At 51.9% G+C, this 18,868-nt stretch carries 14 protein-coding genes; 6 read left to right on the top strand and 8 right to left on the bottom strand.

The features are described from left to right. Positions 1-7 precede the first annotated feature (7 nt). The gene (gene pstA / locus AC1MDE_RS18750) at positions 8-1,606 is read right to left on the bottom strand and encodes a phosphate ABC transporter permease PstA (protein WP_479399186.1); all 1,599 of its coding nucleotides are present in this window, start codon (positions 1,604-1,606) and stop codon (positions 8-10) included. Next, entirely contained in the window at positions 1,603-3,696 is a 2,094-nt protein-coding gene (locus AC1MDE_RS18745) for an ABC transporter permease subunit (RefSeq protein ID WP_479399188.1), read from the bottom strand. Before AC1MDE_RS18745 ends, pstA begins: the two co-directional genes overlap by 4 nt. A 182-nt stretch (positions 3,697-3,878) precedes the next feature. On the opposite strand from AC1MDE_RS18745, the gene ppk1 reads away from it, so the two are divergent. The 5 genes from ppk1 to mgtE all read left to right on the top strand — a co-directional run bounded on the left by ppk1 (position 3,879) and on the right by mgtE (position 9,994). Then, complete coding sequence (gene ppk1, locus AC1MDE_RS18740) at positions 3,879-5,939, top strand: polyphosphate kinase 1 (RefSeq protein ID WP_034825724.1); 2,061 nt, start codon at positions 3,879-3,881, stop codon at positions 5,937-5,939. A gap of 5 nt (positions 5,940-5,944) precedes the next feature. Next, on the top strand, positions 5,945-7,468 hold the full coding sequence (ppx, locus tag AC1MDE_RS18735) for an exopolyphosphatase (protein ID WP_034825721.1): 1,524 nt from the start codon (positions 5,945-5,947) through the stop codon (positions 7,466-7,468). Positions 7,469-7,495: 27 nt separating this feature from the next. Then, positions 7,496-8,095: a tellurite resistance methyltransferase TehB gene (gene tehB / locus AC1MDE_RS18730; RefSeq protein WP_160869343.1), complete on the top strand. Its 600-nt coding sequence runs from the start codon at positions 7,496-7,498 to the stop codon at positions 8,093-8,095. 150 nt (positions 8,096-8,245) lie between these two features. After that, on the top strand, positions 8,246-8,434 hold the full coding sequence (locus tag AC1MDE_RS18725) for a YfgG family protein (protein ID WP_034825717.1): 189 nt from the start codon (positions 8,246-8,248) through the stop codon (positions 8,432-8,434). 126 nt (positions 8,435-8,560) lie between these two features. Further along, the gene (mgtE, locus tag AC1MDE_RS18720) at positions 8,561-9,994 is read left to right on the top strand and encodes a magnesium transporter (RefSeq protein ID WP_480344977.1); all 1,434 of its coding nucleotides are present in this window, start codon (positions 8,561-8,563) and stop codon (positions 9,992-9,994) included. 1 nt (position 9,995) lies between these two features. Here mgtE and AC1MDE_RS18715 read toward each other — a convergent pair whose 3' ends face one another. Together AC1MDE_RS18715 and AC1MDE_RS18710 are read right to left on the bottom strand one after the other, a co-directional pair. Then, a complete protein-coding gene (locus AC1MDE_RS18715; protein WP_479399194.1) occupies positions 9,996-10,490 on the bottom strand; it encodes a helix-turn-helix transcriptional regulator in 495 nt (164 codons plus the stop codon). Positions 10,491-10,500: 10 nt separating this feature from the next. Further along, a complete protein-coding gene (locus AC1MDE_RS18710) occupies positions 10,501-10,749 on the bottom strand; it encodes a hypothetical protein (protein WP_071845604.1) in 249 nt (82 codons plus the stop codon). A gap of 216 nt (positions 10,750-10,965) precedes the next feature. On the opposite strand from AC1MDE_RS18710, the gene AC1MDE_RS18705 reads away from it, so the two are divergent. Then, complete coding sequence (locus tag AC1MDE_RS18705) at positions 10,966-11,145, top strand: hypothetical protein (protein WP_058959125.1); 180 nt, start codon at positions 10,966-10,968, stop codon at positions 11,143-11,145. A 253-nt stretch (positions 11,146-11,398) separates the two neighbouring features. Here AC1MDE_RS18705 and AC1MDE_RS18700 read toward each other — a convergent pair whose 3' ends face one another. From AC1MDE_RS18700 to guaB, 4 genes are all read right to left on the bottom strand, one after another. Further along, positions 11,399-12,175: a DUF3750 domain-containing protein gene (locus AC1MDE_RS18700; protein ID WP_480344976.1), complete on the bottom strand. Its 777-nt coding sequence runs from the start codon at positions 12,173-12,175 to the stop codon at positions 11,399-11,401. Positions 12,176-12,285: 110 nt separating this feature from the next. Then, positions 12,286-15,351 carry an NACHT domain-containing protein gene (locus AC1MDE_RS18695; protein ID WP_480344975.1) on the bottom strand — a complete coding sequence of 1,022 codons (3,066 nt, stop codon included), beginning with the start codon at positions 15,349-15,351 and terminating at the stop codon, positions 12,286-12,288. A 231-nt stretch (positions 15,352-15,582) separates the two neighbouring features. Continuing rightward, a complete protein-coding gene (gene guaA, locus AC1MDE_RS18690; RefSeq protein WP_058959131.1) occupies positions 15,583-17,163 on the bottom strand; it encodes a glutamine-hydrolyzing GMP synthase in 1,581 nt (526 codons plus the stop codon). A 72-nt stretch (positions 17,164-17,235) separates the two neighbouring features. Beyond that, entirely contained in the window at positions 17,236-18,702 is a 1,467-nt protein-coding gene (gene guaB, locus AC1MDE_RS18685; protein ID WP_058959132.1) for an IMP dehydrogenase, read from the bottom strand. Positions 18,703-18,868: the final 166 nt, after the last annotated feature.

Below are 18,868 nucleotides of genomic sequence, written 5' to 3'. Positions count from 1 at the left end.
AACCTTTCTAGTGCGTCATGAGGCGGTAACGCTCGCGCAGCCGATGCCGCAGCGCCATCGCCAACAGATTGAGCGAGAGGATGATCACCACCAGCAGCAAGGCGGTGGCGTAAACCAGCGGTCGGTCAGCGTCGATATTCGGGCTCTGGAAGGCCAAATCGTAAATCTGAAAACCGAGGTGCATAAATTTGCGGTCGAGGTGCAAATAGGGGAACACCGCATCCACCGGTAACTCCGGGGCCATTTTCACCACACCCACCAGCATCAGCGGGGCGGTTTCCCCTGCTGCACGCGCTACAGCCAGAATCAGGCCGGTGAGCATCGCCGGGACCGCCAGCGGTAACACCACGCGCCACAGCGTTTCCGCCTGAGTGGCACCCAGCGCCAGCGAGCCCTGACGCAGATTATCCGGGATGCGTGACAGCCCCTCTTCGGTGGCGACAATCACCACGGGTAATGTCAGCAGCGCCAGCGTCAACGCCGCCCATAGCAGGCCCGGCGTGCCATAGGTCGGATTCGGCAACGCGCGCGAGAAAAACAGCTGATCAATCGTGCCGCCGATCAACCAGACAAAGAAGCCCAGACCAAACACGCCATACACAATCGACGGCACACCGGCGAGATTCACCACCGCGATGCGCACCAGCCGCGTTAACGCATGACGTCCGGCATATTCGTGCAGCCACACCGCCGCCACCACCCCCAGCGGCATCACGATGATCGACATCAGCAACACCATCAGCACAGTGCCAAAAATCGCCGGGAACGCCCCGCTCTCGCCGCCGCCTGATGTCGGGGAATCGCTGACAAATTGCCAGATTTGACTGAAGAAGTGCTGCAACTTCTGCCCAAACGACATCGCGTTCGGATACCAGGCATCCACCACCTGCGCCAGCGGGATGATGTGATCCTGTCCCTGTACATCGCGCAGCACCAGCGTATCGCGCTGACTTTCGTGTTGCAGATGCGTCAGCTGTTGCGCCAGCGCGCTAAAACGGCGCTGTAGCGCCACGCTGTTGGCATCGAATTCCGATTGATCCTGCAAGGTGAACGTGCCGCGCTGACGCTGCTCATCAGCTTGCTGCTGCAGGCTTTCCAGCTGTGCATTGAGGCGCGCCATTTGCACTCGACGAATATGGCTGGCCTGGCGTAGCTGCTCATGGACTTGCGCCAACCGCTGATGCAGCAGCGCATCACGATCGCGCGCGGTCAGCACTTCATTGTCTTCCCGCAGTTCAATCAGCCAGCCGTAAGCGTTGCCACCGCTGCGACGCTGTAAAACCACCGCATCTGCCGGGCGACGCGTTTTCGCCGCGCCCTGGCTATACAGCACACGGAAATCCGGTGCGGCAAAATCGCGATTGCCCGTTTTCACCACATAGCGCCACTGCTCGCCCTGCGGCTGTTTATGCAGCGTTTCGCCCAGCACCATCACCGCCGAGCCTTCCGGCGGCTGGAACAGATATTGATCCACCGGTTGTGGCCAGAAGGCGCGCATGCCCTGCCATCCCAGCAGGCCAATCAGCAAGGTAAACGCCAGTAAACACACGGCCACCGCACCAGCAGTCAGCCAGCGCCAGCGATCGTTTTGACGCATCGCTTTCATCCCTGTCCCTCATGCTGGCTGTAGCGCTGGCGCAGACGCTGACGAATCAACTCCGCGACGGTGTTGATCACTAAAGTGAATACCAGTAACAACAGCGCACTCAGGAACAGAATTCGGTAATGCGCACTGCCCGCTGCCGCTTCAGGCATCTCAATGGCGATGTTAGCCGAAAGTGCACGTAATCCGGCAAACAAGCCACCTTCGCTGACCGGCGTGTTGCCGGTGGCCATCAGCACAATCATGGTTTCCCCTACTGCGCGGCCAAAGCCAATCATCAAAGCGGCAAATATCCCCGCCGAAGCGCCCGGCAATACCACGCGCGTCAGGGTTTGCCACGGCGTAGCGCCCAGCGCCAGCGAACCTTGACCCAGCGCGCCCGGCACGCTGAATAAAGCATCTTCTGACAAGGTGAAAATCAACGGCACCAATGCAAAGCCCATCGCCAGCGCCGCGACCAATAAGTTGCGTTGTTCATAATGCGCCAACCGCTCGCCGATATCCGGCCACAACTGCGTGGGCAGCCACAGCGTCAGGAGTGTGACGGCCAGCAATACCGGCAGCAGCAGAATCACCTCGAAACCTGGGCGTCGCCAACGCGCTGGCAAAAGCGGACTGAGCACGCCGCACAGCAATAAAGTCACCGCCAGCACCAGCGGTAGCAGCAACACGCCGACCAGCGCGGTACTCACGTGCGGTGCCAGCCAGACGCCGGCAATCAAGCCAATCACCACGCTTGGCAACGCGCCCATCATTTCAATGCCCGGCTTCACCCAGCGGCGTAATCCCGGAGACATAAACCATGCGGTGTACATTGCCGCCGCCAGAGCCAGCGGCGTGGCAAACAGCAGCGCCAGCGAGGCGGCTTTGAGTGTACCCAGCACCATCGGTATCAGACTGAATTTGGCCTGATAGCTGTCGCCAGCCGCAGTGGATTGCCATACCCAATCCGGCTGCGGATAGTTCTCGTACCAGATTTTTTGCCACAGATTGCGCCAGGTGAAATCGGGCCACGGATTATCCAGCGCAAACTGTTGCCACTGACCTTCCCGCTCCACAATCAGCGCATCGCCGCGGGGTGAAAAGGCCAGCGCCTGGATGCCCGGTGCCAGCTGACGCGTCAAAATCGGCCCCTGCTGCTTACTGGCGAACAGTTTGATTTCCCCCGCAGCATTAAAGGTGGCAAACACACGACGCTGCGCCTCAGGCACAACCTTCAGCGCATCCTGGCTGTGATCAAAGGTATGAATTTCCTGCAACCGCGGCCCTTTATCGCCTGCGATGGCAAACCATTGCTTGACCCCCTGGGTATCCTGAATCAGCAGCGTGCGCCCCCCGGTGAGGATATGCAGGCTTTGCGGACGCTGGTTAAGGGTCTGCGTTTCGCGCAGCTGAGCGCCTTCTGGCGTGATTTGCCATACACGCAGCAAACGCCCTTCGCTGGCGTAGAGTAATGTGCCATCGGGGGATAACAGCAAATGCTCGGCTTGCTGCTGTGGCAGCAAAATCTGATTAACGGTTTGCTGGTTCTCCAGCGTCATTACGCTGATGCCTGCCGGCGTTTGGGCGGCAATCCGCCATTGGTGATCGCTTAGCGAGGTGAGCGCCATGGTGGTGACCGCGCCTTGCGCCAGATGCAGCGGACGATCGCCAAACGGGAAGAACCATTGACCGTGGTTTTCGTGGATCAGCGGTTGCATCAGCAGCAGTGCGCCCTGCATATTGAGCAACACGCTATTGCTATTGCTGCTGTTGACCGCCGCATCAGGGTGCTGTTGCAGCGTCAGCGCCTCAGCGGCGGGCTGTCCGTCGAGCGGAATAAAACGCGCCTCGTTGCGGCTGATGCGCCAGCCGAGATGCCCATCGCTGCCCATCGCCAGTACCTGGGCTTTATCCCAAAGCTGCATATTGGTGGTGGCTTGCATGCCCGGCGCGCTGAAAAGGGGTAACACCACCCAGATCAGCCAGAAGAATAGCAGCAGCATCAGCAGCAAAATGCCCACGCCGCAGCCTGTCACTACGCGACGAACAAACTGATCGACGGCACGACGACGGCGGTCGCTGAAATGGACAGGGATACGATTTATGCTCATGCAGGCCAGGTTACAGGTGAAAACACGTCGCTATGTTGCCCGTAGCTGATTGATAAGACAACCTTTGGCGTTGGACAAGCTTGCCATACTCTCGCCATAATGGTGACGGACACTGAGCGGAGGCGCATTATTGCGATTTTCCCGCCGGACAATCCGTCCAGCAACAGCCTCACGGAGTCAGAATGGGTCAGGAAAAGCTGTATATAGAAAAAGAAATAAGCTGGTTAAGCTTCAACGAACGTGTATTACAGGAAGCAGCGGACAAAACGAACCCGCTAATCGAGCGCATGCGCTTCCTGGGAATCTATTCCAACAATCTCGAAGAGTTCTATAAAGTGCGCTTCGCCGATCTGAAACGTCGCATTCTGATTGGTGAAGAACAGGGCACCCCAACGACCCTTCGTCATATCCTGAAAAAAATTCAGCTGCGGGTGCAGAAATCGGATCAGGAATTCGATGCGCTGTACAACGACCTGCTGCTGGAGATGGCACGTAATCAGATCTTCCTGATTAACGAACGCCAGCTGTCGCCGAATCAGCAAGAGTGGCTGCGCTATTACTTCAAACATCAATTACGCCAGCACGTCACGCCGATTCTGATTAACCACGACACCGATCTGATTGAGTTCCTCAAAGACGACTACACCTATCTGGCGGTCGAGATCATTCGCGGCGACGATATTCGTTATGCGCTGCTGGAAATCCCGTCTGACAAGGTTCCCCGTTTCGTCAATTTACCCGCTGAATCACCGCGTCGTCGCAAGCCGATGATTCTGCTGGATAACATCCTGCGCTATTGCCTGGATGAAATCTTCAAAGGCTTCTTCGATTACGATGCGCTGAATGCCTATTCGATGAAGATGACGCGCGATGCCGAGTATGACCTCGTTACCGAGATGGAATCGAGCCTGCTGGAACTGATGTCCTCCAGCCTGAAGCAGCGTCTCAACGCAGAACCGGTGCGCTTTGTGTATCAGCGTGATATGCCGGATGCGATGGTGGAAATGCTGCGTCATAAGCTGTCGATTTCGAACTACGATTCGATTGTGCCGGGCGGCCGTTACCACAACTTTAAAGACTTTATTGGCTTCCCGAACGTCGGCAAAGCCAATCTGGAAAACCGTCCGCTGCCGCAAATCCGTCACATCGGCTTTGATGGCTTCCGTAACGGTTTCGATGCCATCCGTAATCGCGATGTGCTGCTCTACTATCCGTATCATACCTTTGAGCACGTACTGGAACTGTTGCGTCAGGCATCGTTCGACCCAAGCGTGCTGGCGATTAAGATCAACATTTATCGTGTCGCTAAAAACTCACGCATCATGGATGCGATGATTCACGCCGCCTATAACGGTAAAAAAGTGACTGTGGTGGTTGAGCTGCAGGCGCGCTTTGATGAAGAAGCCAACATTCGCTGGGCAAAACGCCTGACCGAAGCCGGTGTGCACGTGATCTTCTCCGCGCCGGGTCTGAAAATTCACGCCAAACTGTTCCTGATTTCACGTCGTGAAGGCGATGAGATTGTGCGTTATGCGCATATCGGCACCGGTAACTTCAACGAAAAAACCGCACGCATTTATACTGACTATTCATTGCTGACCGCAGATGCGCGCATCACCAATGAAGTGCGCCGCGTGTTCAACTTTATTGAGAACCCGTATCGTCCGGTGACGTTCGAACACTTACTGGTGTCGCCGCAGAACTCGCGCGACATGCTGTATAAGTTGATCGATGCCGAGATCGCCAATGCCCAGCAGAAAAAACCGGCGGGCATTACGCTGAAAATCAACAATCTCGTCGATAACGGCCTGGTGGATCGCCTCTATGCCGCGTCATCTGCGGGCGTGAAGATCAATTTACTGGTGCGCGGCATGTGTTCTCTGATCCCTGATTTACCGGGCATCAGCGAAAATATTCGTATTACCAGCATCGTTGACCGTTATCTTGAGCATGACCGCGTCTATATTTTTGAGAGCGGCGGCGAGAAAAAGGTTTATCTCTCTTCCGCAGACTGGATGACGCGTAATATCGATCACCGTATTGAGGTGGCCGTGGCGATCCTTGATCCCCGCGTGAAGCAGCGCATTCTGGATATCATTGCCATTCTGTTGAGTGATACCGTGAAAGCGCGCATCGTGGACAAAGAACTGAGTAACCGTTATGTTCCGCGCGGCAATCGCAAGAAGGTGCGCTCGCAGCTGGCGATTTACGATTACATCAAGAAACTGGAACAACCCGAATAACGCCTATGCCAATTTCCCATAAAAGTACGCCGAAACCGCAGGAATTTGCTGCCATCGATCTGGGCTCAAACAGTTTCCACATGGTCATTGCCCGTGTGGTCGATGGCGCCATGCAAGTATTGGGGCGTTTGAAACAGCGCGTGCATCTGGCCGATGGGTTAGATGCGCAAAATCGCCTGAGCGATGAGGCGATGGAGCGTGGCCTGAGCTGCCTGGCGCTGTTTGCGGAGCGTTTACAGGGGTTCAGCCCGGCAAACGTCACTATCGTCGGTACGCACACGCTGCGTATCGCCACCAATGCCGAAGAGTTCCTGCAGCGCGCCGCAGAGGTGATCCCCTATCCGATCGAGATCATCTCTGGCAATGAAGAAGCCCGTTTGATTTTCATGGGCGTGGAGCATACGCAGCCGGAAAAAGGCCGCAAGCTGGTGATCGATATCGGCGGCGGTTCAACCGAACTGGTGATCGGTGAGGATTTTGAACCGCAGCTGGTGGAAAGCCGCCGCATGGGTTGTGTCAGCTTTGCCAATCTCTATTTCCCGAAAGGGGAAATTTCGCCTGAACACTTCCGTCGCGCGCGTTTGTCCGCAGCGCAGAAGCTGGAAACCATGGCCTGGCAGTATCGTCTGCACGGCTGGCAGTATGCGCTCGGCGCTTCAGGCTCGATCAAAGCGGCCTGCGAAGTGTTGATGGCAATGGGTGAGAAAGAGAAGCTGATCACGCCGGAAACGCTGGAGATGCTGGTCTCTGAGGTGCTGAAGCACAAGTCGTTTAATGCGTTGAGCCTGCCGGGCTTGTCGGAAGAGCGTAAAGCGGTGTTTGTGCCAGGGTTAGCGATTCTGTGTGGCGTATTTGATGCGCTGGCAATTCGCGAACTGCGCCTGTCTGACGGCGCGCTGCGTGAAGGTGTGCTGTATGAGATGGAAGGTCGCTTCCGCCATCAGGATATCCGCAGCCGCACCGCGCAAAGTCTGGCTAACCACTACGCTATCGATAGCGATCAGGCACGCCGCGTGCTGGAAACAACCGAGCAGCTTTATCTGCAGTGGCTGGACCAAAATCCCAAACTGGCGAATCCACAGCTCTCGGCGTTACTGAAATGGGCTGCGCTGCTGCATGAAGTCGGATTGACCATCAATCACAGCGGCATGCAGCGCCATTCAGCTTACATCCTGCAGAACTCCAACATGCCTGGTTTTAATCAGGATCAACAGATGCTGTTGGCCATGCTGGTACGCTACCATCGTAAAGCGGTGAAGCAGGATGAGATGCCGCGTTTCACCTTGTTCAAAAAGAAACAGTTCCTGCCGATGGTGTTCCTGTTGCGTCTGGGTACGCTGCTGAATAATCAGCGCCAGGCCACCACCAAGCCGGACTCGCTCAAACTCAACGCAGATGACAGCAACTGGACGTTGACTTTCCCGCGTGGCTATCTGAGCCAGAATACGCTGGTACAGTTGGATCTGGAGCGTGAGCAAGCCTACTGGAATGATGTCACCGGCTGGAAACTGACGCTGGAAGAGGAGTAATGCGGGCTGCTGGCCCGCTGTATCGCTATGACAACACGTCCCGATAACTATTTCGCGGAAAAATACGGTCTGACGCCGACCCACTCCGAAGTGCTGGCTGCATTGCCAAAACTGGAAGTGGGCAAAGCGTTAGATCTCGGCTGCGGCCAGGGCCGTAACAGTCTGTTCCTGAATCAGCACGGTTTTGACGTGACGGCCTGGGACAGCAATCCGGTCAGCCTTGAGCGTCTGAATAGCATTATTCAGGAAGAGAATCTGGAGAACATTCGCACGGAACTGTGCGATCTCAACCAGGTGCGTTTCAACGGCGGCTATCAGTTCGTGCTCTCCACAGTGGTGATGATGTTCCTGCAACCGGAATCCATCCCACAGCTGATTGCCGATATGCAGGCCAGTACGCTGAAATATGGCTATAACCTGATTGTGGCGGCGATGAGCACGGATGATTATCCCAACTCGCAGAACTTCCCGTTTACGTTCAAATCCGGTGAGCTGAGCCATTACTATCGCAACTGGCACATCGTGAAGTACAACGAGGATATCGGTGAACTGCATCGTCGCGATGAAAACGGCGATCGCATCAAATACCGTTTCGCCACGCTACTGGCGCAAAAAGCCAGCTATTGATGACGAGGCCGCGGAGTGCGGCCTCATCTGATTTTGATCAACGCACCCTTAACCATTACTGCTCATTTTTCACACAGCGATTGACCTGACAATCTAACTGTGACTAAATGTTGCCATCGCCCAGCCGGGCATTTACAGGAACCACCCTGCGTGAACAGCGCCATCCCTGCACGAAGACGTCCCAAAACCGGTACCATGACTCGCATTATTTTGCTGATCAGTTTCTTCATTTTGGTTGGCCGTCTGATTTTCATCATCCCCGGTGCTATTGAGCATCATCAGCAAAAAAAAGCCGCACCTGAGCCGGTCACCACACTGAGCACCAGCGATTCGCGCTAAGGAACTTGCGGGTCATCGTTGCTTGCCGCTTCACATTGCCCGTTTGTGACAATGCTGCTAAATACGCCCTGATTACCCGCAACGCGCTACACTTTGACCTGACTTTACAGACACAAGGGACGCGTTATGTCTGCTCCGTATGCACAACAATTAACTGAAATCCGCCAGCGCATCTTGCATCTGCTTCTCAGCGAAGACGATCTCGTTGATGTGCTGCTGGATAAATCTATCGATCTCAATGCCGCTGAGCTGCGGGAGATCACCGACTGGCGCCATCAGCTGGAAGAAGAGCTGCAGCAACTGCATGCGGCTGACTTAGCGGATATCCTCGAAGCGCTACCCGAACAAGAGCGTCTGGCATTGTGGCGCCTTGTACCCTCCGAGCAGCGCGGTCGCGTGCTGGTCGAAGCCTCTGAAACCGTCTGGGCCAGCCTGACGGAAGGTATGACTGATCGCGAGATTCTGCACGCAATTGAGCCGCTGGACATCGACGATCAGGTATATCTGGCGCGCTATCTGCCGCGCGATTTAACCGGACGTTTACTCACCACGCTGGAGCCAAACCTGCGCGCCCGCCTGTTGGAAGTGATCGAGCTTGATCGCGACCGCGTGGGTCAGGTGATGGATTTCAACATTCTGACCGTCCGCTCCGACGTGACCCTTGCCACCGTGCAGCGCTTTCTGCGCAAGCGCAAAAGCATGCCGGATGGTACCGATAAAATCTTTATTACTGACGAACAGAATCAGTTGCTGGGTGAGTTAACACTCACCGACATTTTACTCAACAAGCCAAAGACGCTGGTTTCGGACGTGATGAATGCGCGCCCGACCACCTTTCAGCTCGACGACAAAGCCGAAGATGCAGCCAGTGCCTTTGAGCGTTATAACCTGATCTCTGCCGCCGTTATTGATGCGAAAGGTAAGTTGATTGGCCGTATCACCGTGGAAGACGTGATCGATCTGGTTAACGAAGAGAACGAAAGCAACATCCGTAAGATGGGCGGTATCAGCCAGGGTGAGGACGTGTTCGCGCCGGTGCGCAAAGCGGTGGGTAAACGCTGGGCGTGGCTTGCCATCAATCTGTGTACCGCATTTATCGCTTCTCGCGTAATTGGCCTGTTTGAAGAGACCATTTCTCAACTGGTGGCGCTCGCGGCGCTGATGCCTATCGTTGCCGGGATTGGCGGTAACACCGGTAACCAAACCATCACCATGATTGTGCGTGCGCTGGCTCTACATCAGGTGGAACCCGGTAACTTCTCCTTTCTGGTGGTACGTGAACTCGGCGTGGCCCTGATTAACGGGCTATTCTGGGGCGGAATCATGGGCAGCATCACCTGGTTGATGTACGACAATATGCAACTCGGTGGCGTAATGATGCTGGCGATGGTGCTTAATCTGCTGCTGGCGGCACTCATGGGCGTACTGATTCCGTTGATCATGACCAAGATGAAACGCGACCCGGCAGTAGGCTCCAGCGTGCTGATCACCGCTATCACCGACACCGGCGGTTTCTTTATTTTCCTCGGTCTGGCAACGGTGTTTTTGCTGCACCATTAAATCAAAGACAGTGCGCGTAACGTTGCAGCGCTTGCTGCAAATTGAGTTGCAACGTTGCGTGCGCCAGTTCGCTGATGCCTGGTGTTACGCGCGATGAGCCGCGTTGATTTAACCACTCGACCACATCGATAAGGTGCCACAGCGCGGTTTTACCATCATGAATTGGACGTGGAAACTGCGGGCTGTGAGTGAGCATTAACTTCCGCATATTCTGGCGCGATACGCCGATCAACTCGGCGATATCCGTGAGACCGACCAGATCGGGGGCCGCTTCAATCAATTCAGCATCGGGTAAAGCCTGAGTGACTTCGGCTAAGGCATCGCGAATCGCTTGCTGCGCACTCTCCGCTTCCCGGCAGTACATCAGGCTCAATTTACCGGCTACGCCAGTGCCCACCAGCGCATCAGTGCAACCGGCAGCACCGAGTCGCTCCAGGGCTTCGTCATCAGAAACAGCGTCACTCAACTGAAAACGTAACGTGAATTCAAATTCCATTTTTACATCCTTATCGTTTCACTCTTGAGCAGTTATCCACCACTCGCTTTAACATCCTGGCATGATTTTCAGGGCTCTTAGGCGTGCTCCAGATGCAGGTAATACAGAAATCACCGCATCGACACTCTGCTGAATTCTCCGGGCAATACATTTTTCCCCACGCATGATGCCCACCCTGCACAATTTTCCATCCCTGAACTTCTGCATAACGTAAAACGCTTTCAATCTCTTTGTGCGGGTGTCGCTTCCTTTCTGACATTGCATGCCACCTTATACTTTGAACATTAGGTTGTCAACTGACAACCACCTTCAGTTTTCAGATGCTATGTCATCAGCATTTAAGGCGTGAGAGAACAACAAGTGTCCTGTGATCCCGGATTTAATTTGAGGTTGGATACCAGCGCACAAAATCGAGCGCACCTGAGTTCAAGCGCATATACACTTAGCGCTATCACTGACCTGAGGGAGAAACAGCATGTTTAAAGTTGATGATTTTGTGCAGTCGAAGACCGGTGGCCCAAAGATGCAGGTCACACGGGTTGAAGGTGAGTTGTTATGGTGCGCACGCGTTGATGATGCCATCAAGCGTGAGATCGAAGTCAGAGCTGATAGCGTGAATTTGTATCACGAAGAAGGCGATTTCGGCGTGTGCTGATTCTTCCGTTGCGCGATAAATAGCGCCGCTACTGGTCAGTGCCCCCTGCCATAGCGGCGTAATTTATTGTGTAATGCCTGGTTTTGCTCGCCATGAATGACGCGCTACGCTGCTCGGTGCGATTAATGACACCCTTACATTGTTTGGTGCGGTTTTCGTAGAGTGCGCATTCATGCGTACCAGGTTATAGACGCACTCACTGGCTTAAGTGAATGGCATTACGCAATTTATTGCACGACGTGAACGCAGACAATCACGGATTGTCCTTTTGCAGATTATCTTGCCCAATACCGCCAATAAACGGCAAGCGCAGTTTTAATGGCGTGAAGTCCAGCCCCAGATTCAATCCCAACACATTCACTTCCAGCCCTTCTTCCGCACCCAGGGTAACGCCTAACACACCCAGCAAGGACACCTGTAACCCACGCCCCGACGGTGGTAATCCAATGGGATGAAGCAGAGAGCGATAATCTTTGCCTAACGCATTGGCAGGCAAATCCAGCTTCAACGCAGGCACTTCACGGCCAATGTGCGCCATAAAGGTGTTGCTGTTCGGCCCCGGCCACGCGTGATAGGTCGTTGGCCACGGGTAGGATTTTATCGCCGCTTCGATCTGCGGAATCATTGCTTCTGCTTCCTTGCCGCGATGCTCCACCAGTAAACGCGGTTTCGCGCCGTACCAGTATCCGTCCGGCAGGTTTGCGTTGCGACGCACCTTATCGCCGCTGCCCCAGCTGATCACTTCGTAGCGGTTGTACTGCGTCTCCCCTGCACGCTTAAAAATGATCCACGGATGCACCGCGACAGCGCCCTTCCAGCCATATGTGGGCGCCGCATACACTTGCACAATAGCCTCATTAACGTATTGATGCGGGTCCGGCGCTAACCCAGCCGAATCCCGCCGCGCGGTGGCCCATCCGCCACGTTCAGTGGTCAATTCACCCGTGAGTGTGGCCTGAGCCAGGCTTGCAGCCAGAGAGAGCAGCACAATACAGAGAAACGACAGAAAAAAGGCTTTCAAAGGCAGCATCGACGGCATCCTGATGAGTAGCAATTCACCTGCCATCATGCCCTGTGACAGGTGAGTTTGTATTCACCAACTATGCTGTAATTGACGACTTGCGCTAAATGCTCCGAGATTTATCTATCCAGTTTAAGCCAGCGCTCTTCCAATCTGGCCAGTGCTGTGATTCCGTCTCCCAATCCTATTGAAAGTTTGAATTCTGAAGGCCACTCTCCCGATATTGATACTCTGGCTTCTTCTAACTTGCTGACAAATTTTAGTTGGCCATAAATGGTTAGATGGCCCATAAACATTTCGGCGATTTCTCTGCGTGTCACATTTTTTGGTATTTGTAACTTACGTAACACCAATACATCTTTAAGATGCATTTTCATTATTTTAACGGATTGGATTAAGAACCTAGCCATTACAATTAAAACAGCCAATATAACCACGACCTTTAATACTTGTATAAATCCATCATATCTAACAAGAAACTTCACAGCCCAAATAATGAGGCAAGCAAAAAAAACAGCCGTTGATAAAAACAAAGAGAAAAGAAGGAATCTTTTAAAACCAAACATTGCGGTTAAGAATAACCTTGTGGTATTCATTACTTGCAACCAATCCAAAATTAAAAAACCAAGAACAATATTTATTACAAGTACATATAAATTACTTTGATGACAAATATCAATTGCACATAAAACACTCATGAACGATTCATTATCAGCTTTCACATACGACATTATACCAAAAACAAACAACGACAGAGCCATCATATACCGACTTATAACGACTATATCTGATGAAACACTCCGCCCTAGTGAATCTAGAAAATACATTCTATTTTTTTCATGACCGGATTGCACCGCAAGTAGACGACGTTTGTTTAAAAGTGACTTCCTGGGGAATATAACAGACATCAAAGCTATGCCTATTGCATAAGCCACACCGGTGACTATTGGGATAGGGGAGAGGATTAACGCGAGAATAAAAGAAAAAAATGACAGCTTAATATTAAAAATTCTCACTTTAGCTGCATTGTATACCCCTCGCAATGAATCAGAAAGTGATAAGCTCAGCAAAGTATTCTTACGCCCAAACCAATAATTTAAATCTGGTATGCTCATTACATAATTCTTAATTTCATTTTCCAGGCCCGCTTCCATTTTGGGTAAATGACGACATGACCGGAATGCCGTTTCCTGGAGCCAAATATCATTTCCTACGATAGCTTTTGACAAAATAGGCGTGGCTTTGGATTCTGAAAGCAGGCCAGTTGATTCCAGACATATTTTCGCCAGAATAATACTTTCACCGTGCGTAATATGATCCATAACAAAATCATTAAGATCATTTTCGAAAGGTTTGATGACTTCTCTTCGGGAACTGAAAGCGTCGATTAAAAATCGCAAGCAGTGAATGGCTCTCAACCTTAAACTAGCATCAGAAAAACTGGCTTTAATATCATGCCAACATAAGTCTGCAATTCTTTGTGCTTCAAGCTTATCACATAACTGTGCATATAAGACTAAAGCATCTCGACCACGAGAGTCTGTGGGTATGTGAGAAACGGGAATCTCATCGGGTTTGCTCAAAAGTCTTAACGTAACAAAATACTCTAAAAACCTGCGATGAACGAACGCAAATGATTTTTCCTCACCTGAAGTTACTCTTGCAATCCTGGCATAATCCAAAATATTAAGAACCGCATCTACTTTATCAGACTTGAAATGTTCGCTAATGACTTTTATTGGAGCTTCCAAGCCGAAATTAGATGATGAAAAAACAAACCAAGCTATATCAGTTGATACCGAAATCACATCATCAATCTTCAACCCAGCCTTATCCAATCTATTTTTACACAGTTCTAATCGATTCAATATATAGTCTTTAAAAATCTGGGCTTGATTTGCAGGTAGTGCATTATTTATTTCAATCCATGATCCTAATAGAGCCATCACAAAAGGATTTCTGGCCAGTGGAATTAAATCGGGGCGATCGCGGAACAGAACCCCTTTAACTCCTTGACTGAATTTTGGGAAGCGGCTTAATGCTTCAACAATACCTGTCTCAGAAAGAGGTCTGATTTCAAGTGTTTTTTGCGCTAAAAATGCGTCAGTAGGCCTTCTAAAAATCCTGGAAGATAGCACCCCTCTGGACAGAGGATGGGTTGAGATAAATCGGGAAATTACACTCGACAAAGAGTTAATCACATCCGAGTTTTCATCCGCATCAAGCAACTCTGAAATTTCATCAAACGAATCAAAGATGAAAAATAATCGACCGGAACGCCAAAGCTTTCTAAAATAGTGATCAACAAACTCTTCAGTGAAGACATCTCCACGATTTTTCACATTTTCAATCACAAATGACTCAAGATCTTTTAGGTCAAAACTCACTCGTTCTTCATTATTTAATTTTTCAGAAACCCACTCTCTCAAGTTAATGTAAATTGGTATTCTATTGGTCTTTTTCGATTCAGAGAGCATATCCTTGGCTAACTTTCTTAACGCAACGCTTTTGCCTGAACCCGGCGTACCTAAGATTAAAAAAGACTGAGTTTTTCGATCTTTTCTGATTGCATCCTGGAGGTTTATTATTCTTCTTCGCGAATAAACCCCAGAAGATGAAGAAACTTCTACCTCAGCTTGAAGTTCAGTGTAATACGCCGGACTCCAGTTTGTCGCACGGTCAATCGTTATTATATCTTGCAGTAATGCTGCACAAAATGCTTCCTGCTTCGCTTTATAGCTTTCCTCAGGAAAATCGTCTTTTAGCGGGACTGGATGGCCCCCGCTAATTGATTTATCACGCATAAAGTAATTAACAACAAAAATAACACCAAAAATAAATATGAGTAATGCTGGGGAAGGTTGATTCCCTAAGGATAATGATTTTAACCATGATGGGGCGCCTTCGAATTGTGGAAGACTGAGCAAATATTTTATAATTACATTTGCATAACCAACCCATCCCCCCCAAGAAGCAACCAGCGCAAAAGCACCAGTAAGACATACCATGCGAATTTTATTGGCGCCGTAGCCTGCTGGCATGACCAGGGGTCGAAGCAAAAAGACCATCAACATAATAAAGACAGCAAGAATAAGAGAATAAAATCCTGATATAAACAGTGAAGAACTCACTGCTACCACAGAAAAGACCAACATAAACAAAACAAACCGTTGATTCCCAGACATTATGTGTCCTTACCCATTAGTAAAATAGCATTAGTTTTATAATGAAATATGATGAAATCGCATCCCGTCACACCAATGTTATCAATGCCGATTTCTGAAAAAAAGAAAAATGATGATTTATATGATGATGTTATTTCATCAGTCGATTACCCACTTAAGTGAGGTCGGCTAATTTACAAAAAAAATGCCCCGGCCTAGGCCGGGGCATTATGGCGAAATAACACTACTGCATTATTCCCACTCAATCGTGGCCGGTGGCTTACCTGAGATATCGTAAACCACGCGAGAAATGCCGTTCACTTCGTTGATGATGCGGTTGGAAACACGGCCGAGGAAATCGTACGGCAGGTGCGCCCAGTGCGCGGTCATGAAGTCGATGGTTTCTACTGCACGCAGTGACACAACCCAATCATATTTACGACCGTCGCCCATTACGCCGACAGAGCGCACTGGCAGGAACACGGTGAAGGCCTGGCTGACTTTGTTGTACAGGTCAGCTTTATGCAATTCTTCGATGAAGATTGCATCGGCACGACGCAGCAGGTCGCAATACTCTTTCTTCACTTCGCCCAGTACACGCACGCCCAAACCTGGACCCGGGAACGGATGGCGATACAGCATGGCGTATGGCAGGCCCAGTTCCAGGCCGATCTTACGCACTTCATCTTTGAACAGCTCTTTCAGCGGCTCAACCAGGCCCATCTTCATCTCTTTCGGCAGACCGCCCACGTTGTGATGCGATTTGATCACGTGTGCCTTGCCGGTAGCAGAAGCAGCAGACTCGATCACGTCTGGATAGATGGTGCCCTGTGCCAGCCATTTCACGTCAGTCAACTTCAGCGCTTCTTCGTCGAACACTTCAACAAACACGCGGCCGATGATCTTACGTTTGGCTTCGGGATCATTCTCGCCCGCCAGTGCATCGAGGAAACGGTGTTCAGCGGCAACGTGAACGATATTCAGACCGAAGTGATCGCCAAACATGTCCATCACCTGCTCGGCTTCGTTCAGACGCAGCAGGCCGTTGTCCACAAACACACAGGTCAGACGATCGCCGATAGCGCGGTGCAGCAGCATCGCGGTGACAGAGGAATCCACACCACCTGACAGGCCAAGGATCACTTTATCTTCGCCAACCTGCTCACGAATACGCTCAACCGCATCTTCGATGATCTTGGCTGGCGTCCACAGTGCTTCACAGCCGCAGATATCACGGATGAAACGCTCCAGCATGCGCAGGCCCTGACGGGTATGCGTCACTTCTGGGTGGAACTGCACGCCGTAGAATTTCTTATCTTCGTTGGCCATGATGGCAAACGGACAGGTTTCGGTGCTGGCAACGGTTTCAAAGCCAGCCGGGATAGCGGTCACTTTGTCACCGTGGCTCATCCACACGTCCAGCAACGGTTTGCCGGCTGCGCTGATGGCATCTTCGATGTCACGGACCAGCGCGCTCTGGGTCAGCACTTCAACCTGCGCATATCCGAACTCACGCTCGTTGGAGCCTTCAACCTTGCCGCCCAGCTGCATTGCCATGGTCTGCATGCCGTAGCACACGCCCAGCACCGGTACGCCAGCATTGAACACGTATTCTGGTGCACGTGGGCTGTTCAGCTCAGTGGTGCTTTCCGGGCCACCTGACAGGATGATGCCGTTCGGATTGAAGCTACGAATCTGCTCTTCGGTGACATCCCACGCCCAGAGTTCGCAGTAGACGCCCAGCTCACGCACGCGGCGCGCGACCAGCTGCGTATACTGAGAACCAAAATCGAGGATCAAAATGCGATGTTTATGAATATTTTCAGTCGTCATTGAGGCGTTTCCATTGGGATGGACTTAATAATAAAAGCGCCCGGCAGGTGCCGGGCGTTGAATCTTACGGGATTATGAACCCATGCGGTAGTTCGGTGACTCTTTGGTGATGGTCACATCATGCACGTGGCTTTCGTTGATACCTGCGCCACTGATGCGCACGAACTCGGCTTTAGTACGCAGATCGTTGATGGTTGGGCAACCGGTCAGGCCCATGCAAGAGCGCAGACCGCCCATTTGCTGGTGCACGATCTCTTTCAGACGGCCTTTATAAGCGACGCGGCCTTCGATACCTTCTGGCACCAGTTTGTCAGCCGCGTTATCGGTCTGGAAGTAACGGTCAGATGAGCCTTTAGACATCGCGCCCAGTGAACCCATACCACGGTAAGATTTGAACGAACGGCCCTGATACAGCTCGATTTCGCCTGGAGATTCTTCAGTACCCGCCAGCATAGAACCGACCATCACAGCGGCCGCGCCTGCGGCGATCGCTTTGGCGATGTCACCTGAGAAACGGATACCACCATCAGCCACAACCGGGATACCGGTGCCTTCCAGCGCAGCAACCGCATCAGAAACAGCGGTGATCTGTGGTACACCTACGCCAGTCACGATACGCGTGGTGCAGATTGAGCCAGGGCCGATACCCACTTTCACCGCGCTCACGCCCGCTTCAGCCAGTGCCAATGCACCTGCACCAGTCGCCACGTTGCCACCGATGATGTCCAGGTCTGGATACTTCGCACGGGTTTCACGGATACGTTGCAGAACGCCTTCAGAGTGACCGTGAGAAGAGTCGATCAGCAGAACGTCAACGCCCGCAGCAACCAGCGCGTCAACACGCTCTTCGTTACCTGCGCCCGCACCAACCGCAGCACCCACACGCAGACGGCCTTCCGCATCTTTACAGGCGTTAGGTTTACGCTCTGCTTTCTGGAAATCTTTAACGGTAATCATGCCCAGCAGGTGGAAGCTGTCATCCACAACCAGCGCTTTCTCAACACGTTTTTCGTGCATTTTCTGCAGTACGATGTCGCGCGCTTCACCCTCTTTAACGGTGACCAGACGCTCTTTCGGCGTCATCACAGCGGAAACTGGCAGGCTCAGGTCAGTCACAAAACGCACGTCACGACCGGTGATGATACCGACCAGTTCGTTGTCGGTGTTCACAACCGGATAACCCGCAAAGCCGTTGCGCTCGGTCAGCTCTTGCACTGCCGCCAGCGTCGTGGTTGGCAGAACAGTTTGCGGATCGGTCACCACGCCACTTTCGTGTTTTTTCACTTTGCGAACTTCATCCGCCTGGCGCTCAATCGACATGTTTTTGTGGATAAAGCCCAGACCACCTTCCTGCGCCAGTGCAATTGCCAGACCGGCTTCGGTCACGGTGTCCATGGCAGCAGACAGCATAGGGATGTTCAAACGGATGTTTTTCGTCAGTTGGGTGCTGAGTTCAGCGGTGTTCGGTAAGACAGTGGAGTGAGCTGGAACGAGCAGAACGTCGTCAAAAGTGAGGGCTTCTTTAATGATTCTTAGCATTGCAATATCTCCACCTGGGGGCGATTAAAACAGATAAAATATTGCCGCGGCATTATACAGGCCGAAATCGATTGCCTCCAGTGTTTTTTAGGAAAAAGTCTTGATCCTTCGGGTGAGCAATGTAGTATCGGTTGATTAACCCTCTGATTTAAAATTTGATCTACAT

Source organism: Pantoea folii (assembly GCF_056678875.1).
This window is presented reverse-complemented; position numbering and strand designations above follow the sequence as displayed.